The sequence below is a fragment of the Pseudomonas crudilactis genome (assembly GCF_013433315.1).
GTDB lineage: Bacteria > Pseudomonadota > Gammaproteobacteria > Pseudomonadales > Pseudomonadaceae > Aquipseudomonas > Aquipseudomonas crudilactis.
Genome location: NZ_WXVV01000002.1, coordinates 436,604 through 455,642, shown reverse-complemented (window position 1 = coordinate 455,642; position 19,039 = coordinate 436,604). Strand labels below are relative to the sequence as shown.

21 protein-coding genes are annotated in these 19,039 nt (G+C 58.7%); 14 read left to right on the top strand and 7 right to left on the bottom strand.

The features are described from left to right. Window positions 1-339: 339 nt before the first annotated feature. Both GTU76_RS04520 and GTU76_RS04515 read right to left on the bottom strand, forming a co-directional pair. Complete coding sequence (locus tag GTU76_RS04520) at window positions 340-1,560, bottom strand: CaiB/BaiF CoA transferase family protein (RefSeq protein ID WP_016985538.1); 1,221 nt, start codon at window positions 1,558-1,560, stop codon at window positions 340-342. Between the two features lie 13 nt (window positions 1,561-1,573). Next, window positions 1,574-2,755, bottom strand: coding sequence for an acyl-CoA dehydrogenase (locus GTU76_RS04515; protein ID WP_016985539.1), 1,182 nt, complete (start codon window positions 2,753-2,755; stop codon window positions 1,574-1,576). A 158-nt stretch (window positions 2,756-2,913) separates the two neighbouring features. Here GTU76_RS04515 and GTU76_RS04510 point away from each other — a divergent pair, with 158 nt between their 5' ends. The 11 genes from GTU76_RS04510 to GTU76_RS04460 all read left to right on the top strand — a co-directional run bounded on the left by GTU76_RS04510 (window position 2,914) and on the right by GTU76_RS04460 (window position 13,050). After that, window positions 2,914-3,813, top strand: a complete 900-nt coding sequence (locus GTU76_RS04510) for a LysR family transcriptional regulator (protein WP_180698137.1) — start codon at window positions 2,914-2,916, stop codon at window positions 3,811-3,813. A 434-nt stretch (window positions 3,814-4,247) separates the two neighbouring features. After that, on the top strand, window positions 4,248-5,369 hold the full coding sequence (locus GTU76_RS04505) for a Re/Si-specific NAD(P)(+) transhydrogenase subunit alpha (protein ID WP_016985541.1): 1,122 nt from the start codon (window positions 4,248-4,250) through the stop codon (window positions 5,367-5,369). Between the two features lie 15 nt (window positions 5,370-5,384). Continuing rightward, window positions 5,385-5,705 (top strand): NAD(P) transhydrogenase subunit alpha part 2, encoded by a 321-nt coding sequence (locus GTU76_RS04500; protein WP_003187417.1) that lies wholly within the window; start codon window positions 5,385-5,387, stop codon window positions 5,703-5,705. After that, window positions 5,705-7,138 carry an NAD(P)(+) transhydrogenase (Re/Si-specific) subunit beta gene (locus tag GTU76_RS04495; protein ID WP_016985542.1) on the top strand — a complete coding sequence of 478 codons (1,434 nt, stop codon included), beginning with the start codon at window positions 5,705-5,707 and terminating at the stop codon, window positions 7,136-7,138. Before GTU76_RS04500 ends, GTU76_RS04495 begins: the two co-directional genes overlap by 1 nt. 214 nt (window positions 7,139-7,352) lie before the next feature. Further along, entirely contained in the window at window positions 7,353-8,846 is a 1,494-nt protein-coding gene (gene scpC, locus GTU76_RS04490) for a succinyl-CoA:acetate CoA-transferase ScpC (protein ID WP_016985543.1), read from the top strand. Between the two features lie 321 nt (window positions 8,847-9,167). Further along, window positions 9,168-9,383, top strand: a complete 216-nt coding sequence (locus GTU76_RS04485) for a DUF1127 domain-containing protein (protein ID WP_007911656.1) — start codon at window positions 9,168-9,170, stop codon at window positions 9,381-9,383. A gap of 257 nt (window positions 9,384-9,640) precedes the next feature. Further along, window positions 9,641-9,850, top strand: coding sequence for a DUF1127 domain-containing protein (locus tag GTU76_RS04480; protein ID WP_016985544.1), 210 nt, complete (start codon window positions 9,641-9,643; stop codon window positions 9,848-9,850). Window positions 9,851-9,984: 134 nt separating this feature from the next. Next, window positions 9,985-10,302 carry a DUF2388 domain-containing protein gene (locus tag GTU76_RS04475; protein WP_007953908.1) on the top strand — a complete coding sequence of 106 codons (318 nt, stop codon included), beginning with the start codon at window positions 9,985-9,987 and terminating at the stop codon, window positions 10,300-10,302. Between the two features lie 108 nt (window positions 10,303-10,410). Further along, on the top strand, window positions 10,411-10,728 hold the full coding sequence (locus GTU76_RS04470; protein WP_016985545.1) for a DUF2388 domain-containing protein: 318 nt from the start codon (window positions 10,411-10,413) through the stop codon (window positions 10,726-10,728). Window positions 10,729-10,771: 43 nt separating this feature from the next. After that, window positions 10,772-11,092 (top strand): DUF2388 domain-containing protein, encoded by a 321-nt coding sequence (locus GTU76_RS04465; protein ID WP_007911662.1) that lies wholly within the window; start codon window positions 10,772-10,774, stop codon window positions 11,090-11,092. Then, window positions 11,089-13,050 carry a DUF7844 domain-containing protein gene (locus tag GTU76_RS04460; RefSeq protein ID WP_180698136.1) on the top strand — a complete coding sequence of 654 codons (1,962 nt, stop codon included), beginning with the start codon at window positions 11,089-11,091 and terminating at the stop codon, window positions 13,048-13,050. Before GTU76_RS04465 ends, GTU76_RS04460 begins: the two co-directional genes overlap by 4 nt. 47 nt (window positions 13,051-13,097) lie before the next feature. Here GTU76_RS04460 and GTU76_RS04455 read toward each other — a convergent pair whose 3' ends face one another. From GTU76_RS04455 to trpB, 3 genes are all read right to left on the bottom strand, one after another. Continuing rightward, a complete protein-coding gene (locus tag GTU76_RS04455; protein ID WP_180698135.1) occupies window positions 13,098-13,553 on the bottom strand; it encodes an anti-virulence regulator CigR family protein in 456 nt (151 codons plus the stop codon). Between the two features lie 122 nt (window positions 13,554-13,675). After that, window positions 13,676-14,488 (bottom strand): tryptophan synthase subunit alpha, encoded by an 813-nt coding sequence (trpA, locus tag GTU76_RS04450; protein ID WP_180698134.1) that lies wholly within the window; start codon window positions 14,486-14,488, stop codon window positions 13,676-13,678. After that, entirely contained in the window at window positions 14,488-15,720 is a 1,233-nt protein-coding gene (gene trpB, locus GTU76_RS04445) for a tryptophan synthase subunit beta (RefSeq protein WP_038365117.1), read from the bottom strand. The genes trpA and trpB overlap by 1 nt, the downstream gene beginning before the upstream one ends. 114 nt (window positions 15,721-15,834) lie before the next feature. Between trpB and GTU76_RS04440 the strand changes: the two genes are divergently transcribed. Next, window positions 15,835-16,752, top strand: a complete 918-nt coding sequence (locus tag GTU76_RS04440; protein WP_016985550.1) for a LysR family transcriptional regulator — start codon at window positions 15,835-15,837, stop codon at window positions 16,750-16,752. Here GTU76_RS04440 and GTU76_RS04435 read toward each other — a convergent pair. Then, window positions 16,725-17,051: an ElaB/YgaM/YqjD family protein gene (locus GTU76_RS04435; RefSeq protein WP_007911686.1), complete on the bottom strand. Its 327-nt coding sequence runs from the start codon at window positions 17,049-17,051 to the stop codon at window positions 16,725-16,727. The genes GTU76_RS04440 and GTU76_RS04435 overlap by 28 nt on opposite strands. Before the next feature lie 157 nt (window positions 17,052-17,208). Here GTU76_RS04435 and GTU76_RS04430 point away from each other — a divergent pair, with 157 nt between their 5' ends. Both GTU76_RS04430 and GTU76_RS04425 read left to right on the top strand, forming a co-directional pair. Continuing rightward, entirely contained in the window at window positions 17,209-17,424 is a 216-nt protein-coding gene (locus GTU76_RS04430) for a dodecin (RefSeq protein WP_016985551.1), read from the top strand. 127 nt (window positions 17,425-17,551) lie between these two features. Further along, complete coding sequence (locus GTU76_RS04425; protein WP_016985552.1) at window positions 17,552-17,776, top strand: DUF1161 domain-containing protein; 225 nt, start codon at window positions 17,552-17,554, stop codon at window positions 17,774-17,776. A 249-nt stretch (window positions 17,777-18,025) separates the two neighbouring features. Here the strand turns inward: GTU76_RS04425 and GTU76_RS04420 are convergent, their stop codons facing one another. Continuing rightward, window positions 18,026-19,027 carry an LLM class flavin-dependent oxidoreductase gene (locus tag GTU76_RS04420; RefSeq protein ID WP_095113090.1) on the bottom strand — a complete coding sequence of 334 codons (1,002 nt, stop codon included), beginning with the start codon at window positions 19,025-19,027 and terminating at the stop codon, window positions 18,026-18,028. Window positions 19,028-19,039: the final 12 nt, after the last annotated feature.

Sequence of the window (19,039 nt, the reverse complement as noted above, 5' to 3'; positions counted from 1 at the left end):
CGAAGAATTCTTCAACAACTTCAACCACTTGCGCTTCCGATCTCTCGTCAGCGGGAGGCGAATTCTACAGCGTTACACGCTGCTGTCAACACCTCTTTTTCAACTTCCTTTTGGCTCCGATGACCTGAAGCTACCCGCTGCCGAAACTCACATAACTCATTGAATCTCAAGGAGTTTTCCGTTTCGACTGCGCCGGAAGTGGGGCGAATTATAGACATCTGAAATCTGCCGTCAACCGTTAATTTCAGTTTTCTTTCAATCACTTGCAGATTGGCTAAAAAACGACCAAAGGCCTCTCTATATAGGAAGGAAACACAGTCCCTCTATATAGAGGGATAGTCAGAGCACCCCAGCCGCCTTCAACTCAGCCACCGCACCTGCGCCCAAGCCCAGCACACTCTGCAGAACCTCCAGCGTATGCTCACCCAATAAAGGCGGCGCGCGACGATACTCAACCGGCGTCTGCGACAAACGGATAGGGCTGGCCACCTGCGGCACCATCCCCGCCAACGCATGCGGCAGCTCTATCGCCAGGCCTCGAGCTTTCACCTGCGGATCTTCAAACACCTGCGACAGATCATTGATCGGTCCACAAGGGACACCCGCTTGTTCCAGTTCAGCGACCCATTCGCCAGTTGTCTTGAACACCGTCGCCTGGCGAATCAGCGGAATCAACACTGCCCGGTTCGCCACTCGCAGCTTATTAGTAGCAAAGCGCGGATCGTCAGCCCACTGCGGTTGCCCCGCCACTTCGGCAAACTTGCGGAACTGCCCGTCATTACCCACCGTAAGAATGAAGTCGCCGTCGGCCGTAGGAAAGTCCTGATAAGGCACGATGTTCGGATGCGCATTGCCCAGACGCTTAGGCGCATTGCCCGTAGTCAGATAATTCATCGCCTGGTTGGCCAGGCATGCAACCTGCACATCCAGCAACGCCATATCGATGTGCTGGCCACCGCCATCGTGATCGCGATGAGCCAATGCCGCCAGAATCGCCACCGTCGAATACAGACCGGTAAGAATATCCGTCAACGCCACACCCACCTTCACCGGCCCGGCCCCCTCATCACCCTCAGGCCGACCAGTCAGACTCATCAGCCCGCCCAGTCCTTGGATCATGAAGTCATAACCGGCGCGCTTGGCATACGGTCCGGTCTGACCAAAGCCTGTGATCGAGCAATAGATCAGATTCGGATTGATCACCTTCAGTGACTCATAGTCCAGCCCATAAGCCGCCAGACCACCTACCTTGAAGTTCTCTATGAGGATGTCCGACTTCAGCGCCAGTTCGCGTACCAGCTTCTGCCCCTCGGGGCGGGTGAAGTCGATGGTCACCGATTGTTTGTTGCGGTTCGCCGACAGGTAATAAGCCGCTTCCGACGTATTCTCGCCATAAGCGTCTTTAAGGAAGGGCGGCCCCCAGGCGCGAGTGTCGTCACCATTGCCCGGGCGCTCGACCTTGATCACCTCGGCGCCAAGGTCGGCGAGGATCTGCCCGGCCCACGGCCCGGCCAACACTCGCGATAAATCCAGTACCCGCAGATGCGACAGCGCGCCCATGGTCGCTCTCCTATTAATAGAACGCCTGCAGACCGGTTTGCGCACGCCCGAGGATCAGCGCGTGGACGTCGTGAGTGCCTTCATAGGTATTCACCACTTCAAGGTTGACCAGATGGCGGGCAACACCGAACTCATCGGAGATGCCGTTGCCGCCGAGCATGTCGCGCGCCATACGAGCGATATCCAACGACTTGCCGCACGAGTTGCGTTTCATGATCGAAGTGATTTCCACTGCGGCCGTGCCTTCATCCTTCATACGACCCAGACGCAGGCAACCTTGCAGCGCCAAAGTGATTTCGGTCTGCATGTCGGCCAGTTTCTTCTGGATCAACTGTGTAGCGGCCAATGGGCGACCGAACTGCTGACGATCCAGCGTGTACTGGCGAGCGGTGTGCCAGCAAAACTCGGCAGCGCCCAGCGCACCCCAGGAGATGCCATAGCGCGCAGAGTTGAGGCAGGTGAATGGGCCTTTCAGACCACGCACGTCCGGGAAGATGTTCTCTTCCGGCACGAACACGTTGTCCATGACAATCTCGCCGGTGATCGACGCACGCAGGCCGACCTTGCCGTGAATCGCCGGAGCACTCAGGCCTTTCCAGCCTTTCTCCAATACAAAGCCGCGGATGTCACCGGCATCGTCCTTGGCCCAGACCACGAACACATCAGCGATCGGGCTGTTGGTAATCCACATCTTCGCGCCGGTCAGGCTGTAGCCGCCGTCGACTTTACGTGCGCGGGTAATCATCGCGCCCGGATCGGAACCATGGTCTGGCTCGGTAAGACCGAAGCAACCGATCCACTCGCCCGAGGCCAACTTCGGCAGGTACTTCTGTTTCTGCGCTTCAGTGCCGAATTCGTTGATCGGCACCATCACCAGCGACGACTGCACGCTCATCATCGAGCGGTAGCCGGAGTCGACACGCTCCACTTCGCGAGCAATGAGACCGTAGCTGACATAGTTCAGGCCACTGCCACCGTACTGCTCAGGGATGGTTGCGCCCAGCAAGCCGACTTCGCCCATCTCGCGGAAGATTGCCGGATCAGTCTTCTCATGGCGGAAAGCTTCGAGAACACGCGGCGCGAGCTTTTGCTGAGCGAACTGCTCGGCGGTGTCGCGGATCATGCGCTCTTCTTCGGTGAGCTGTTGATCCAGCAGCAGTGGATCGATCCAGTTGAAGCTAGCTTTACCGCCCATGAGTGTGTCCTCGCAAATCGACTGAATTAACGTGGCATTGATCCTAGGCGTGGTTAGCCATCGCGGCAAACGAGGATTTCGCATCCTGTTGTGCTAATTTCTCACTCCGAAACGTCGCGAAATGCCTTTTATGCGGCGCATTAGTGAGGTTGATGTACATGCGCAGGAAGATTCCCAGCACCACCGCCCTGATCAGCTTCGAAGCCGCTGCACGCCATGAGAGCTTTACCCGGGCCGCCGAAGAACTTTCCCTCACCCAGGGCGCGATTTGCCGACAGATCGCCAGCCTTGAAGAGTTCCTCAGCGTAGAGCTGTTCCGACGCTCACGACGCGGAGTGAAACTGACCGAAGCGGGGCTTTCCTACAGTCGTCGGGTGGCGACGCAACTCGATGCGGTAGAACGCGACACCCTTTCAGTCATGGGCCAGCAAGGCACCAATGTGATCGAACTGGCGGTAGTACCGACCTTCGGCACCCAATGGCTACTGCCGCGGCTCAAGGATTTCCAGCTCAAGCACCCGGAAGTCACGGTCAACCTGACAAACCGCACGCGGCCCTTTCTGTTTGCCGATACCGAATTCGATGCGGCGATTTACTTCGGCGACGCCGACTGGTCGGGTACCGAATCCCACAGGCTAATGGGTGAAAATCCGATGCCGGTGTGCAGCCCCACCCTACTCGGCAACAAGACGCATCTGACAGCCGATGAGATTGCCGATCTGCCGCTGTTACAACAGACCACTCGCCCTTATGCCTGGCGGCAGTGGTTCAATTCGCAACACCTGAATATCCCCCGCGACATGACAGGCCCGCGCTACGAGCTATTCTCCATGCTCGCCCAAGCGGCCATGCACGACATGGGCATTGCGCTGATTCCACCGTTCCTGATTCAGCGTGAACTGGCCGAGAAGCGCCTGGTGATTGCCAACCCCCAGGCACTCTCAAGCATCAAGGCCTATTACCTGATGATTCCCGAACGAAAAGTCGAATCAGCGTCATTAAAAGCATTTCGTGACTGGCTGGTAACCCAAGCACAGAGCTACAGCCTAGAAGGGTAAAGGTTCACAGCGATAACTAACCCCGTAGTCAGGAAAATCAAAGCCCTACAGATATAACTATTTGTCGCAATTGCACAGACTGTATCCGAAAGTCGTACAGACGTCCCACAAGCGCCTGACGACGTGGCTTTGAGCCTTCACGAGCGACGCATTAGTGCCTATTCACGTCACCGATGAGAAATTTTTCCATAATCGGCCAGAATCCTTGCAAGGCACGGCCTGCAAGGGATTCAGCTGGCCATCTGCGACATTCGGTCACGGCATGACTTGTAGTTAATTTTCCGTCACGCGTCATAATCCCTTGAAGGGCATAAAGTTCGCCTGCAAAATGCCGCGCCCCGCCCTGATTTGGCGGGATCGTGCTGATCGGCCGCCCCAGTCGCACCATCCGTAGTGCATGGGTTTACTCAATAAGATCACGCAGGAGATTTGACGTGCACATTGGTGTTCCTCTCGAAACCCAGACCGGTGAAACACGGGTTGCTGCAACCCCGGAAACCATTAAAAAGCTGATCAGCCAAGGTCATAAGGTCACTGTGCAAACCGGCGCCGGCGTAAAAGCCAGTGTGGTCGACAGTGCTTATGAAGCGGCAGGCGCAACCATTGGCAGTGCCAATGACGCGTTTGGCGCCGAGCTGATTCTCAAAGTGGTCGCCCCAAGCGATGCCGAACTGACGCTGATCAAGCGCGGTACGGTGTTGGTCGGCATGCTCAACCCGTTCAACAACGAAACCATCGCGAAGATGGCCGAGTGCGGCATTACCGCGTTCGCCCTCGAAGCGGCGCCGCGCACCTCGCGCGCGCAGAGTCTCGATGTGTTGTCGTCGCAGGCGAACATTGCCGGCTACAAGGCTGTGTTGCTGGCCGCTCACCACTATCCGCGCTTCATGCCGATGCTGATGACCGCTGCGGGCACCGTGAAAGCGGCGCGCGTGCTGATTCTCGGCGCGGGTGTGGCCGGGTTGCAGGCGATTGCTACGGCGAAACGTCTGGGTGCGGTGATCGAAGCGTCCGACGTGCGTCCGGCGGTAAAAGAGCAGATCGAATCCCTCGGCGCCAAATTCGTCGACGTACCTTACGAGACTGATGAAGAGCGTGAATGCGCCGTCGGTGTTGGTGGTTACGCGCGACCAATGCCGGCGAGCTGGATGCAGCGTCAGGCGCAGGCCGTGCACGAGCGCGCCAAGCAGGCTGACATCGTCATCACCACCGCGCTGATTCCGGGCCGCAAGGCACCGACGCTGTTGAGCGCGGAGACTGTGGCGCAGATGAAACCGGGTTCGGTGGTCATCGACCTCGCAGCGGCTCAGGGTGGCAACTGCCCACTGACCGTGGCAGACCAAGTCGTCGTCGAGAATGGCGTGACCATTTGCGGCCCGACCAACCTGGCCGGTGAAGTCGCTGCAGACGCTTCGGCACTGTACGCACGCAACCTGCTGGACTTCCTCAAGCTGGTGTTCACCCAAGAAGGCCAGTTCGACGTCAACCTCGAAGACGACATCGTCGCCGCGTGCCTGATGTGCCGCGACGGCCAAGTCATCCGCAAAAACGCCTAAGCAGGGATTCAGACGATGGAAGAGCTTATCTCCCCCGGTATCTACAACCTGATCATCTTCGTGCTGGCGATTTATGTCGGTTACCACGTGGTCTGGAACGTTACACCTGCGCTGCACACGCCGTTGATGGCGGTGACCAACGCCATCTCGGCGATCGTCATCGTCGGCGCCATGCTCGCGGCCGCACTGACCGTCACGCCGCTGGGCAAAACCATGGGCACCCTCGCCGTGGCACTGGCTGCGGTGAATGTGTTCGGTGGCTTCCTGGTCACCCGCCGCATGCTTGAGATGTTCAAGAAGAAAGCCCCGAAAGTAAAAGAAGAGGCGCCGAAGTAATGAGCATGAATCTCGTCACGACGCTCTACCTGATCGCGTCGATCTGTTTTATCCAGGCCCTCAAAGGCCTGTCGCACCCGACTACTTCGCGGCGCGGCAATCTGTTCGGCATGCTCGGCATGGCCTTGGCCATTCTGACTACCGTCGGCCTCATCTATAAGTTGGGTGCTGAGCTGGCCACCGCCGGCATCGGTTACGTCATCGTCGGTCTGCTGGTCGGCGGTACTGCCGGTTCGATCATGGCCAAGCGCGTTGAAATGACCAAGATGCCGGAACTGGTCGCCTTCATGCACAGCATGATCGGTCTGGCAGCGGTGTTCATCGCCATCGCTGCGGTGGTTGAGCCGCAGTCGCTGGGCATTGTTAAACAGCTGGGCGATTCGATACCAACGGGCAACCGCCTGGAGCTGTTCCTTGGTGCCGCTATCGGTGCAATCACCTTCTCTGGTTCGGTAATCGCCTTCGGCAAGCTGTCGGGCAAGTACAAGTTCCGTCTGTTCCAGGGCGCACCGGTACAGTTCGCTGGCCAGCACAAACTCAACGCAGTGCTGGGCCTGGCCACACTGGCGCTTGGCTTGACCTTCATGTTCACCGGCAACCTCACCGCGTTTGCACTGATGCTGGCACTGGCGTTCGTGATGGGCGTGCTGATCATCATCCCGATTGGCGGTGCAGACATGCCGGTGGTGGTATCCATGCTCAACAGCTACTCGGGCTGGGCGGCGGCGGGTATCGGCTTCTCGCTGAACAACTCGATGCTGATCATTGCCGGTTCGCTGGTGGGTTCGAGCGGTGCGATCCTCTCGTACATCATGTGCAAGGCGATGAACCGTTCCTTCTTTAATGTACTGCTCGGCGGTTTCGGCAACACGGCCGATGCAGGCCCGGCCGGCGCGAAAGAAGCACGTCCGGTGAAATCCGGTTCGGCTGACGACGCAACCTTCCTGCTGACCAACGCCGACACCGTGATCATCGTGCCGGGCTACGGCTTGGCGGTTGCACGTGCACAGCACGCACTGAAGGAATTGACCGAGAAGCTGACACACCGTGGCGTGACCGTGAAGTACGCGATTCACCCGGTGGCCGGTCGTATGCCGGGGCACATGAACGTTCTGCTCGCCGAGGCCGAAGTGCCTTACGACCAGGTGTTCGAGATGGAGGACATCAACTCCGAGTTCGGCCAGGCCGACGTGGTGCTGGTGCTCGGCGCGAACGACGTGGTCAACCCGGCCGCGAAGAACGATCCGAAGTCGCCGATTGCCGGCATGCCGATTCTCGAAGCGTTCAAGGCCAAGACCATCATCGTCAACAAGCGCTCGATGGCCAGCGGCTATGCCGGTCTGGACAACGAACTGTTCTATCTGGACAAGACCATGATGGTCTTCGGCGACGCGAAGAAAGTCATCGAAGACATGGTCAAAGCGGTCGAGTAATTCCCCGCTGCAAGACCAAACGCCCCGACCTGTCGGGGCGTTTTTGTTTGCGCAAACAGTCGGACAATATGCCGCGTTGTTGCAGATCCAGTAACGGTGTTTTACTTCAAACCCGCTAAATAGACGCCTCGTTTGCGACCTTGGTAGCGGGACAGGCGCCCGTCAAATTCACTAGACTGCGCATCCTGCTACTCGCTTCCCGAGATAATAATCCATGTACCGTGACCGTATTCGCCTGCCTTCGTTGTTGGATAGAGTGATGAGCGCCGCCGACGCAGCCGCTCTGATTGAGGACGGCATGACCGTCGGCATGAGCGGTTTCACCCGCGCTGGCGAAGCCAAAGCCGTCCCTCACGCACTGGCCGAGCGGGCCAAGGTCACGCCGCTGAAGATCAGCCTGATGACCGGCGCCAGCCTGGGCAACGACCTCGACAAGCAATTGACCGAGGCCGGCGTACTGTCGCGACGCATGCCATTCCAGGTCGATAGCACCTTGCGCAAAGCGATCAACGCCGGGCAGGTGATGTTCATCGATCAGCATCTGTCGGAAACCGTCGAGCAACTGCGCAACCAGCAACTGAAGCTGCCGGACATCGCAGTCATCGAAGCCGTGGCCATCACAGAACAGGGCCACATCGTGCCGACCACGTCGGTGGGCAACTCGGCGAGCTTCGCGATTTTCGCCAAACAGGTGATCGTCGAGATCAACCTGGCGCACAACGCCAACCTCGAAGGCCTGCACGACATCTATATCCCGACTTACCGCCCGACGCGCACGCCGATCCCGCTGGTAAAAGTCGACGACCGTATTGGCAGCACGGCGATTCCGATTCCGCCGGAGAAGATTGTCGCCATCGTTATTACCCAGCAGTCGGATTCGCCGTCCACCGTGTCAACGCCGGACGTGGATACCAACGCCATCGCCGAGCATCTGATCACCTTCTTCAAACAGGAAGTCGACGCCGGGCGCATGACCAACAAGCTCGGCCCGTTGCAGGCGGGCATCGGCAACATCGCCAACGCGGTGATGTGTGGCCTGATCGACTCGCCGTTCGAAGACCTGACCATGTACTCCGAAGTGCTGCAGGATTCGACCTTCGACCTGATCGATGCCGGCAAGCTGAGCTTCGCTTCGGGCAGCTCGATCACCCTGTCGGAGCGCCGCAACAGCGACGTGTTCGGTAACCTGGAGAAGTACAAGGACAAGTTGGTGCTGCGTCCGCAAGAGATCTCCAACCACCCGGAAGTGGTTCGTCGCTTGGGCATCATCGGCATCAACACAGCGCTGGAATTCGACATCTACGGCAACGTCAATTCCACCCACGTCTGTGGCACTCGGATGATGAACGGCATTGGTGGTTCTGGTGATTTCGCGCGAAACGCGCACCTGGCGGTGTTCGTAACCAAGTCGATCGCCAAGGGTGGGGCCATTTCCAGCGTGGTGCCAATGGTCAGCCACGTTGATCACACCGAGCATGACGTTGACATTCTGGTGACCGAAGTCGGGCTGGCCGACTTGCGCGGCCTGGCGCCACGGGAGCGTGCGCGGGTCATTATTGATAACTGTGTACACCCGGACTTCCGGCAGGCACTGAACGATTACTTCACGGCGGCCTGTGCAATCGGTGGCCACACCCCGCACATCCTGCGCGAAGCCTTGAGCTGGCACATGAACCTGGAAGAAACCGGGCGCATGCTGGCGGTGTAATTCACACAGATAATCCGCTGATGCAAACACAGATTGCGTTGGCGGACTTTCGCAAGCGTCCTGCCTGACAAAAACTGTACTGCTGTACCGGTCATTTCCTACAGGCTTTGCCTACCTTTACAAGTGAATCGAGCAAAAATGCACCACTTGAGTGCGGACAAGTACAGTTTGCTCAATTTTGACCCGTACACCCGCTATAAACAGTTAACTGGTCACTCACAATACAACTGAACTGTATCTAGAGAGACTTGGCAAACGAGAGGATCATGGGCACCAGTCAAACCACTACCTGATCCCGCCACAAGCGGAAGGATGTCAACCATGGAACGTACACTCAGTTCCGAACTGTTCTTCGAAGACAAAGCTGTAAACACCCAGGCTTCCCTGCCTCTGCGCGTTATCGCCAACCTGATGTTGTGGCAGCGCCGCATCTCCAGCCGCCATCAACTGGCTCGTCTGGATTCGCGTCTGCTGGCTGACGCCGGTATCAGCGAAGCACAACGCTACGAAGAGCTGAGCAAGCCGTTCTGGCGCTAAGTAGCGTCGCTGGCTCTGGTCGTTAGACCCACCGCCAGCAACCCGAATTGAACAAGCAAAACCCGTCGTGAGAAACCACGACGGGTTTTGTCGTTTTCGGGCTGAAAAAATCCCGGTACACCTGCTGATGTTGCTCACAGGTACAGTTTTAAATAATCAACATCTGAACCAGTACAATTTAACTCTAGTGTATCTGCATCTTTGTCTGCGACAGGCTCAACATGACCTTCCGCCTTCACCGGTAAACGGAATACGCCATGAATGACTTACAGGATGTTTCAGAGATTTTAAGCTTACCGGCTTATCGCCCCAACCCTCTGCAACGCTTGTTTCGCGGTCTCTGGGGCAGCCTGGAACGCGCCAGAACGCGGCGCCTGCTATCTCAACTCGATAATCGTGATCTCGCCGATCTTGGCCTCAGCCACGCGGACCGCGTGAATGAACTGGATAAACCGTTCTGGCGCTAGCACTCTGCCCTCTGTGCGAAAGTCGCCCGTCGGCCTAATATCCACGCAGAACGTGGCGAATGCTGTGTCACTGGCGTCTGACTCCTCAGATACCGAGCCACCTCTCAATACGGTTTATCCACAGGAGTTACACCATGTCCCGACTTCGTCTGCTCAGCGCTGCCGCCCTGCTGGCCGTGGCTGCCAACGCCAGCGCCACCAGCTTTATCGTCACCACCGACGCCGTTGTCGGTGCACTGAAGTCCTCGTCCGACGCAACTTCCGACGTCACCTCGTCCTTCCGTGACGACAAAATCGTTCTGGCTGCCCGTGACGACGCCGCCAGCTTCGTCGCCAGCGAAGGCGAGATCCGTGGGGTGAAACTGGAAAGCGCGCTGGATCATATCCGTCACCAGGCGCCACAACTGAATGCGACCGATGCACAGCTTGCCCAAGCCATCCTGACGATCTAAGCGACTTCAGGCATTGCGGGACACGCGCAACGTGTCCCGATGTTTCGGCGCTGGCTCTGGCCCGGGCATTGCGCTAGCCTTTGGGCTCACCAAAAATTACCGAGTCCGATGCGCTTTCTTTCAAATCTACTGATCCCCTCTGTGTTGTTCAGCACCTGCTGGGCGACGCCGGTCAATGCCTTTGATGCCTTCAATGCGTCGACACAAGGCACCGTCGTCAGTGGTTACGCCACCAGCATGGTGTCTTCCGCGCCTTTCGACCGTAAACTGCTGCTCGCCGCCCATGATGACGCGGCCGCATTTGTTGCCAGTGACGGTGAATGGCGAGGTGCTCGTCTGGAATCCGCGCTGCATTACTTGCGCAAAACCCGGCCGAAACTTCATGTCAGTGACCTTGAACTGGCAGAGGCAATTCTCGTCCAATAGTTATTCTGTTCCCCCGTTATCCTTGCCCCTCCGGAGTCGTTCCATGCGTAGCCCGCTGATTGCTGCCGCCCTTGGCCTGTTTTTGTTGGCCGATGTGGCCCAGGCACACACCCTGGTAGCCACCAGTAACATCATCGTTCGTGCCTCCCAGCGCACCATCGATTTCACTTCCGACACCACCACGTCGATTCGCGATTCGAAAATCATCCGCGAAGCGCACGATGACGCAGCCAGTTTTGTCGCCACCAACGGCGATATCCGCGGCGCGCATCTGGAAGCAGCGCTGAACACCCTGCGCACTCGTGTGCCGGAAGCGCGTGACGCCAGCGATCAGGTTCTCGCCGAAGCCATCCTCGCACTGTGAAGTCAATCGGCGCCTGGCTGCTGGCCGGGGCGTTGTTGCTACTTGGCAACAGTGCCCACGCCGGCCTGCAATTGCGGCTCAAGACCGACGGTCTGAGCCCCGCCCAACAACAGGCCAGCCAGGCGCTGATCGATGAGGCGATGCAAAAGCTGCCGCCGAGTTTTATCGCACGGCTGGATCGGCGCATTGATGTCGGCTGGACCGATGACATGCCCGGCAATGCCTATGGCCAGGCCACGCTGGTTTCCGAACTCGATCTGAATCGCAAACTGCTTGCGGGCCTGACCGATGGCAGTGCCGCCAGAGAAAAAACCAATCGGCCCCACGGCACTGTGCGCCAGGAACTGCTCGCCACGGTGCTGCATGAAATCACCCATATCTATGATCGTGCGCGCCTGTGGCCAGATGCTGAACGCACACTGATCCAGCGCTGCACGCGTCGTTTCAACAGCGCCGGGCTGATCGGCATTCCCGACGAGTGTCGCGGCCAGAACGGCCGTCGCTTCACCCTCAGCGATGATCCGCGTCTGCTCGACCTAGCTGGTTGGCAGCAATACGTCGGTCGTCGCGGTGAGCGCGAACAACACAATCGGCAGATCGCCCGCAGCCCGGACCTGTACGAAATTTCCAGTCCTAAAGAGTTCGTCGCGGTCAACATGGAGTATTTCCTGCTCGACACGAGCTACGCCTGCCGCCGCCCCGCACTGTATCGCTATTACAAGGAACACTTCGGCTGGGCGCCGGCGGCCAAGGACACCTGCAGCAAGACCTTCGCGTTTTTGAACGCCGGTAACGACTTCGCCAAGCAGCCTTTGGGGCAAGTCGATCCAGAGCGGGTTTATGCCGTTGATTACTTGCTGGCCGAAGCCAATCAGAACTGGGTCAGCCGTTGGGGCCACAGCATGTTGCGTCTGGTGATCTGCGCACCGGGCCGCCCGCGTGGCCCGGATTGTCGACTCGATCTGGACCAGCATCTGGTGTTGTCATACCGCGCCTTTGTCGGCGATGTGCAGCTGTCGAGCTGGGACGGACTGGTCGGCAAATACCCGTCGCGATTGTTCGTATTGCCGCTCGCGCAGGTCATCGACGAATACACCAAGACCGAACTGCGCAGCCTCGCCTCCGTGCCACTGAACCTGTCACGCGACGAGATCGAAGGCGTGGTTGAACACGCCGCCGAAATGCACTGGAGCTACGACGGCAACTACTTCTTCCTCTCCAACAACTGCGCGGTGGAAGGCTTGAAGCTGTTGCGCAGCGGCAGCAACAACACTCAGTTTGTTGGCCTGGACAGCATCATGCCCAACGGTTTGCTGGAAGTGATGAAGGGCCGTGGTCTGGCGGACACCAGTGTGCTGGATGATCCGAAAGAAGCGCTGCGTCTGGGTTATCGCTTCGACTCGTTCCGCGATCGCTATCAGGCAATGTTCGATGTATTGAAGAAGCAGTTGCCGATCAAACAGACCACCGTTGAAGAATGGCTTTCGCTGTCGGCCGAAGAGCGCCGTGAGTGGTTCGAGCGTGCCGACTTGCGCACCAGCGCCGCGCTGCTGTTGCTGGAGCAAGCCAGTTATCGCCGTCAGCTGTTGCTGGCGCAGGACGAGGTCAAGCAGCGTTACCTCGGCGCCCGCGAGCTGGAAAACGGCGGCATGGACAAGGCCAACGCGACCTTGCAGGAAATTCTCGCCAACAGCGGGTTCCTCAGCCGCCCGGCGGAACTGCTCGATAGCCGTGGTTATGGATTGCCGCAACCGAGCGAGTTCAAGCGACTGGAAGACGAAAGCAGCCAACGACAGAAAAAGCTGTTGGTGCTTTCCGGCGATCTGGACGCAGAAGTACGCAAGTTGCTGGAACCCAAGCGGGCTGCGGAGATTGCCGCCAGTGAGGAGAACGTGAAGCAGATCGGCGCGCATCTGCGCAAACTGCACAAGGCCTCCGGCGGATTGGAGCTGCCCTGAAAAAAAGACCGCAGCCATTGGCTGCGGTCTTTTTTATTGCCTGCGGATCAATACAAAACGCCATCGAGAATTTCGTAGACGATCCCGCTGCCCACCGCGATCAGCACGATATCGCCTCCCGCCCGACGCCATTCGTAGCCCGGATACACCGGCAAACGCCCTAGCGCACGATTATCCAGACGCTCGCCGTAATAGCCGTGCGGCAACGGCCGGCCACGCTCCAGATGAATCCCCGGAGGCGGCGGTGCACCGCGCACGAAGTAGCCATGATTGTCGCGGATGGTCTGGCGCACTGGACCAAAGTCGCGCGGTGGCGGGCCACCTCGATGATCATTTTGCGGACCACGGTGATCGTCACCGTGATTGTCGCCACGGTTATCGTAATGGCCCTGCTGCGGGCCGCCGTGGTCGTGATCATCGCGCGGGTCGGCGCTGGCCAGCAGCGGTGTGGCGCTGATCATCAGCACGCCCAATCCGGCAATCAGACGTTTCGGCATTTTCATCGGGTCTTTCCTCACGGCACAAACAGCAAAAAGGGCTGCAGAACGATGTTCTGAAGCCCTCGGTCTTGCTCATTTAGTCTGTGCCGCGAAGCGCTAATTCCTCTGTATCAGGAACTTTACCTTCAGCTGACGCGGGCCTTACGCACGCCTTCGGACAGCGCCGAACACAGGCTCAGCACACCGTCGACGGCTTGAGCTGGCGTGATCGCGTTGGCAATGTGATCGATCAACGCCGAACCCACCACAACACCGTCGGCCAGACGCGCGATGGCCGCTGCCTGCTCCGGCGTGCGAATACCAAAACCGATACTGATCGGCAGGTCAGTATGACGACGCAGACGGGTCACCGCCTCTTCGACGTGCTCCAGCGTTGCTGCACCGGCACCGGTCACACCGGCCACCGACACGTAGTAAACGAAACCGGAGCTGCCATTGAGCACCTTCGGCAGACGCGCGTCGTCAGTGGTCGGCGTGGTCAGACGGATGAAGTCCAGACCGGCAGCCTGTGCCGGGTCGCACAGCTCGGCGTTATGCTCAGGCGGCATGTCGACCACGATCAGGCCATCGACGCCGGCCTCTTTCGCATCGGCGATGAAGCGCGACACACCGTACATGTGAATCGGGTTGAAGTAGCCCATCAGCACCAGCGGCGTATCGCTGTTGCCTTCACGGAACTCGCGAACCATTTGCAGGGTTTTCGCCAGGTTCTGCTTGGCGCCCAGCGCACGAATATTCGCCAGTTGAATCGCCGGGCCATCGGCCATCGGGTCGGTAAACGGCATGCCCAACTCGATCACGTCGGCGCCCGCCACCGGCAAACCTTTGAGGATCGCCAGCGAGGTGTCGTAGTCCGGATCACCGGCGGTGACAAAGGTCACCAGCGCGGCGCGGTTCTGTTCCTTGAGGTCGGCAAAACGGGTTTGCAGGCGGCTCATCAGTGTTTCTCCTGCTTAGACTGTTCCATATGGTGCATGACGGTCTGCATGTCTTTGTCGCCACGACCGGAGAGGTTAACCACCATCAGGTGATCCTTCGGCAGCTTCGGTGCGCGTTTGAACACTTCAGCCAAGGCGTGGGCGCTTTCCAGTGCAGGAATAATCCCTTCCAGACGGCAGCATTTGTGGAACGCGTCGAGGGCTTCGTCGTCGGTCACCGAGGTGTATTGAACACGGCCGATGTCATGCAACCACGCGTGTTCCGGGCCGATGCCTGGGTAGTCGAGGCCGGCGGAAATCGAGTGGGCGTCGATGATCTGGCCATCGTCGTCCTGCAGCAGGAAGGTGCGGTTACCGTGCAGTACACCCGGAACGCCGCCGTTCAGGCTCGCCGCGTGCTTGCCGGTTTCGATGCCGTAACCCGCCGCTTCCACACCGATGATCTCAACGCTCTTGTCGTCGAGGAACGGGTGGAACAGGCCCATCGCGTTGGAACCGCCACCGATGCACGCCACCAGGCTGTCCGGCAGACGACCTTCCTGTGCTTGCAACTGATCGCGGGTTTCCTTGCCGATCACGGCCTGGAAGTCGCGAACCATCGCTGGGTATGGATGTGGGCCGGCCACGGTGCCGATCAGGTAGAAGGTGTTGTCGACGTTGGTCACCCAGTCACGCAGGGCTTCGTTCATCGCGTCTTTCAGAGTGCCGGTGCCAGCAACCACTGGAATCACTTCAGCGCCCAGTAATTTCATGCGGAAGACGTTGGCCTGCTGACGTTCGATGTCAGTGGTGCCCATGTAGATCACGCAATCCAGACCGAAACGGGCGGCGACGGTGGCCGTGGCCACGCCGTGCATGCCGGCGCCGGTCTCGGCGATGATGCGTTTTTTGCCCATGCGTCGCGCCAGCAGGATCTGGCCGATGCAGTTGTTGATCTTGTGCGCGCCAGTGTGGTTCAGCTCTTCGCGCTTGAGATAAATCTTCGCGCCGCCGCAGAATTCGGTCAGGCGTTCAGCGAAATACAGCGGGCTCGGCCGTCCGACATAGTCACGCTGGAAGTAGGCCAATTCTTCTTTGAAGGCCGGATCTTCCTTGGCCGCTTCGTATTCGCGGGCCAGGTCGAGGATCAACGGCATCAGGGTTTCCGCTACGTAGCGGCCACCGAACGAGCCAAACAGGCCGTTATCGTCCGGGCCGTTGCGCAGATCAGAGGTATTCGAAGTCTGGGTCATGAGTCGCTCCAGGTGAATTCGGGTCAGAAGACAATGACGACTACTCTACCCCTGACCTACTACGCTGAAAACCGATAAGATCGCGACAACCTGTCAGGAAAACTCACAGATATCATGAGCCATGACCTTCCCCCGCTGAACGCCTTGCGTGCGTTCGAAGCCACGGCCCGACTTAACAGTGTCAGTCAGGCTGCCGAGCAGCTGCACGTTACCCATGGTGCGGTCAGCCGTCAGCTGAAAGTGCTCGAAGAACACTTGGGCGTCAGCTTGTTTGTTAAAGACGGGCGCGGCTTGAAACTCACAGATGCCGGCATGCGTCTGCGTGATGCCAGCGGCGAGGCTTTTGATCGGCTTCGCAGTGTTTGCGCCGAATTGACGCAAAGCACCGCCGACGCGCCATTTGTACTCGGCTGTTCCGGAAGCCTATTGGCTCGCTGGTTTATCCCGCGTTTGGGGCGATTGAACGCCGATCTGCCGGATTTGCGTTTGCATCTATCGGCGGGTGAAGGCGATCTCGATCCAAGACGTCCGGGGCTGGATGCTTTGCTGCTGTTCGCCGAGCCGCCATGGCCGGCAGACATGCAGGTTTACGAATTGGCCGCAGAACGCATCGGTGCGGTCATGAGTCCGCTGTTTAGCGGTTATCAGCGCCTGCAAACCGCACCAGCCTCGGCGCTGCTCAATGAACCGCTGCTGCACACCACTTCGCGTCCGCAAGCCTGGCCGAGTTGGGCGCAGCAGAACGCACTCGACGCGAAAGCGTTGAAGTTGGGGCAAGGTTTCGAGCATTTGTATTACTTGCTGGAAGCCGCCGTCGCCGGACTCGGCGTGGCCATCGCGCCGGAGCCGCTGGTGGCGGAAGACTTGAAGGCCGGTCGCCTGGTTGCGCCATGGGGCTTCTGTGAAACCCCGGCGCAACTGGCGTTGTGGCTACCCAAGCGCGCCGCAGACGGACGCGCCCGGCAACTGGCGCAATGGCTAAAGAACGAGCTGCGCCAGAGCGATCACTCGCCGCGCTTGAACAGCAAGTAAGCCGCGAGCAGACCGATTGCACCGACCGCCACACCGGCCGTCGTCCACGGATGTTCCTGCGCGTAATCACGGGTGGCGATCCCGGTTTCACGGGTTTTAACCTTGACTTCTTCATAGGCATCGCTGAGCAGGTGACGCGAATGTTTCAGCGCACTTTCGGCATTGCTTTTCAGCGCCTTGAGGGTCTTGCGCGACTCGTCCGAAGCGTCGTCCTTCAAGCTTTCCAACGATTTGAGCAGACTCTCGATCTCGGCTTCCATGCTTTGCAACGAGGCTTTACGTAAAGAGGTGTTGGCCATGGTGGCTCTCCTGCATTGGTGATGAGTGGCGTGTGTTGGTTGGGACTTCAGCGGTTTGAGAAAGTGCAGAAAATCTGAACTTCGCCTGCGCAAAGCCGCCGAAATCAACAGTGCAGATTCACTGCTAGTCTCAATTCCACACGCCAAGGAGATCGTTATGAGTGACCATCACACGTACAAGAAAGTCGAGCTGGTCGGTTCGTCCACCAGCAGCATCGAAGACGCCATCAACAACGCAATTGCTGAAGCAAACAAGACCATTCGCAACCTGGAATGGTTTGAAGTGACCGAAACCCGTGGTCACATCAAGGACGGCAAGGCCGCGCACTTTCAGGTGACATTGAAAGTCGGCTTCAAGATTGCCAGCAGCTGAGTTTGGTCTAGTCTTCTGAACTTGCGCGCTGGCCGAGTGCCATAGGAATGGCAAAGCGCTACAGGGTGAGTGCATCGGGTCAACGCTCGATGCCCGCCTCTTTTAATCCGACCAGGGAGTGCGACCGATGAAGAAGTTCGTGTTGGCAGTAGGTTTGTTGAGCCTTGCGGGTGGTGCGTTTGCTGCCGGTAAGCCATGTGAAGAGCTGAAAAGCGATATTGCGGCGAAGCTGGATGCCAAGGGCGTTTCCGGGTATTCGCTGGAGATTGTTGATAAGGGTGCGGCCGCTGACGGCAAGGTCGTTGGCAAATGCGAAGGCGGCACCAAGGAAATTGTCTACAAGCGCGGTTGATCGTGACTGAAATGCAAAAGCCGACGTGAAAGCGTCGGCTTTTTCGTGTTCAGGATTTGGGATTTTTAGTGGTTTTGAAATCGAACCCCCTCACCCCAGCCCTCTCCCCCAAGGGGTAGAGGGGAAAGGGAGCAGATCGGGGGCTGTTCAGAACCTGAGTTCAACTGGATATTTCAGGTCGGCGTAGCTGGAACATCCAACTCGGTCAGTCCCCTCTCCCGGAGGGAGAGGGCTAGGGTGAGGGGCTTTTCAGCCCTTCATCACCTGCGCCAACAACTCGTACGAATGTACCCGATCAGCATGCTCATACAAATCACTGGTAAAAATCAGCTCATCCGCCTGGGTCTGCTCAATCAGCACTTCCAGCTTGGCGCGGATCTTCTGCGGACTCCCCACCATCGCCAGCCCAAGGAAATCCCCCACCGCCTCACGCTCATGCGGTAGCCACAGCCCGTCCATGGTTTTCACCGGCGGACGCTGCACCAGGCTCTGCCCACGCATCAACGCCAGAATGCGCTGGTACACCGACGTCGCCAGATAATCCGCCTGCTCATCGGTATCGGCTGCCACCAGCGGTACGCCGAGCATCACGTACGGCTTGTCGAGCACTGCCGAAGGCTTGAAGTGATTGCGATAAACGCGAATCGCCTCGTGCATGAACCGCGGGGCGAAATGCGAGGCGAAGGCGTAAGGCAAACCGCGCTCACCGGCCAGTTGCGCACTGAACAGGCTGGAACCAAGCAACCAGATCGGCACGTTGGTGCCGGTGCCCGGCATGGCTATCACGCGCTGATCCGGCGTGCGCGGGCCGAGGTAGCGCACCAGTTCGGCGACATCTTCGGGGAAATCATCGGCGCTGCCGGAGCGTTCACGGCGCAAAGCCCGAGCCGTCATCTGATCGGAACCGGGTGCACGGCCCAGACCGAGATCGATCCGCCCCGGATACAGGCTTTCCAGGGTGCCGAACTGCTCAGCGATCACCAGCGGCGCATGGTTGGGCAGCATCACGCCGCCGGAGCCGACGCGGATGGTCGACGTCCCGCCCGCCAGATAACCCAGCAGCACCGAGGTGGCGGAACTGGCAATGCCATCCATGTTGTGGTGTTCAGCTACCCAAAACCGGGTGTAGCCGAATTTTTCGACGTGCTGTGCCAGATCCAGTGAGTTGCGTAGTGACTGCGCCGGGCTACCGTTCTCGCGCACCGGTACCAGGTCGAGGGTGGAAAATTTTACGTCGGACAATTGCTTCATAAACCTGCGTCT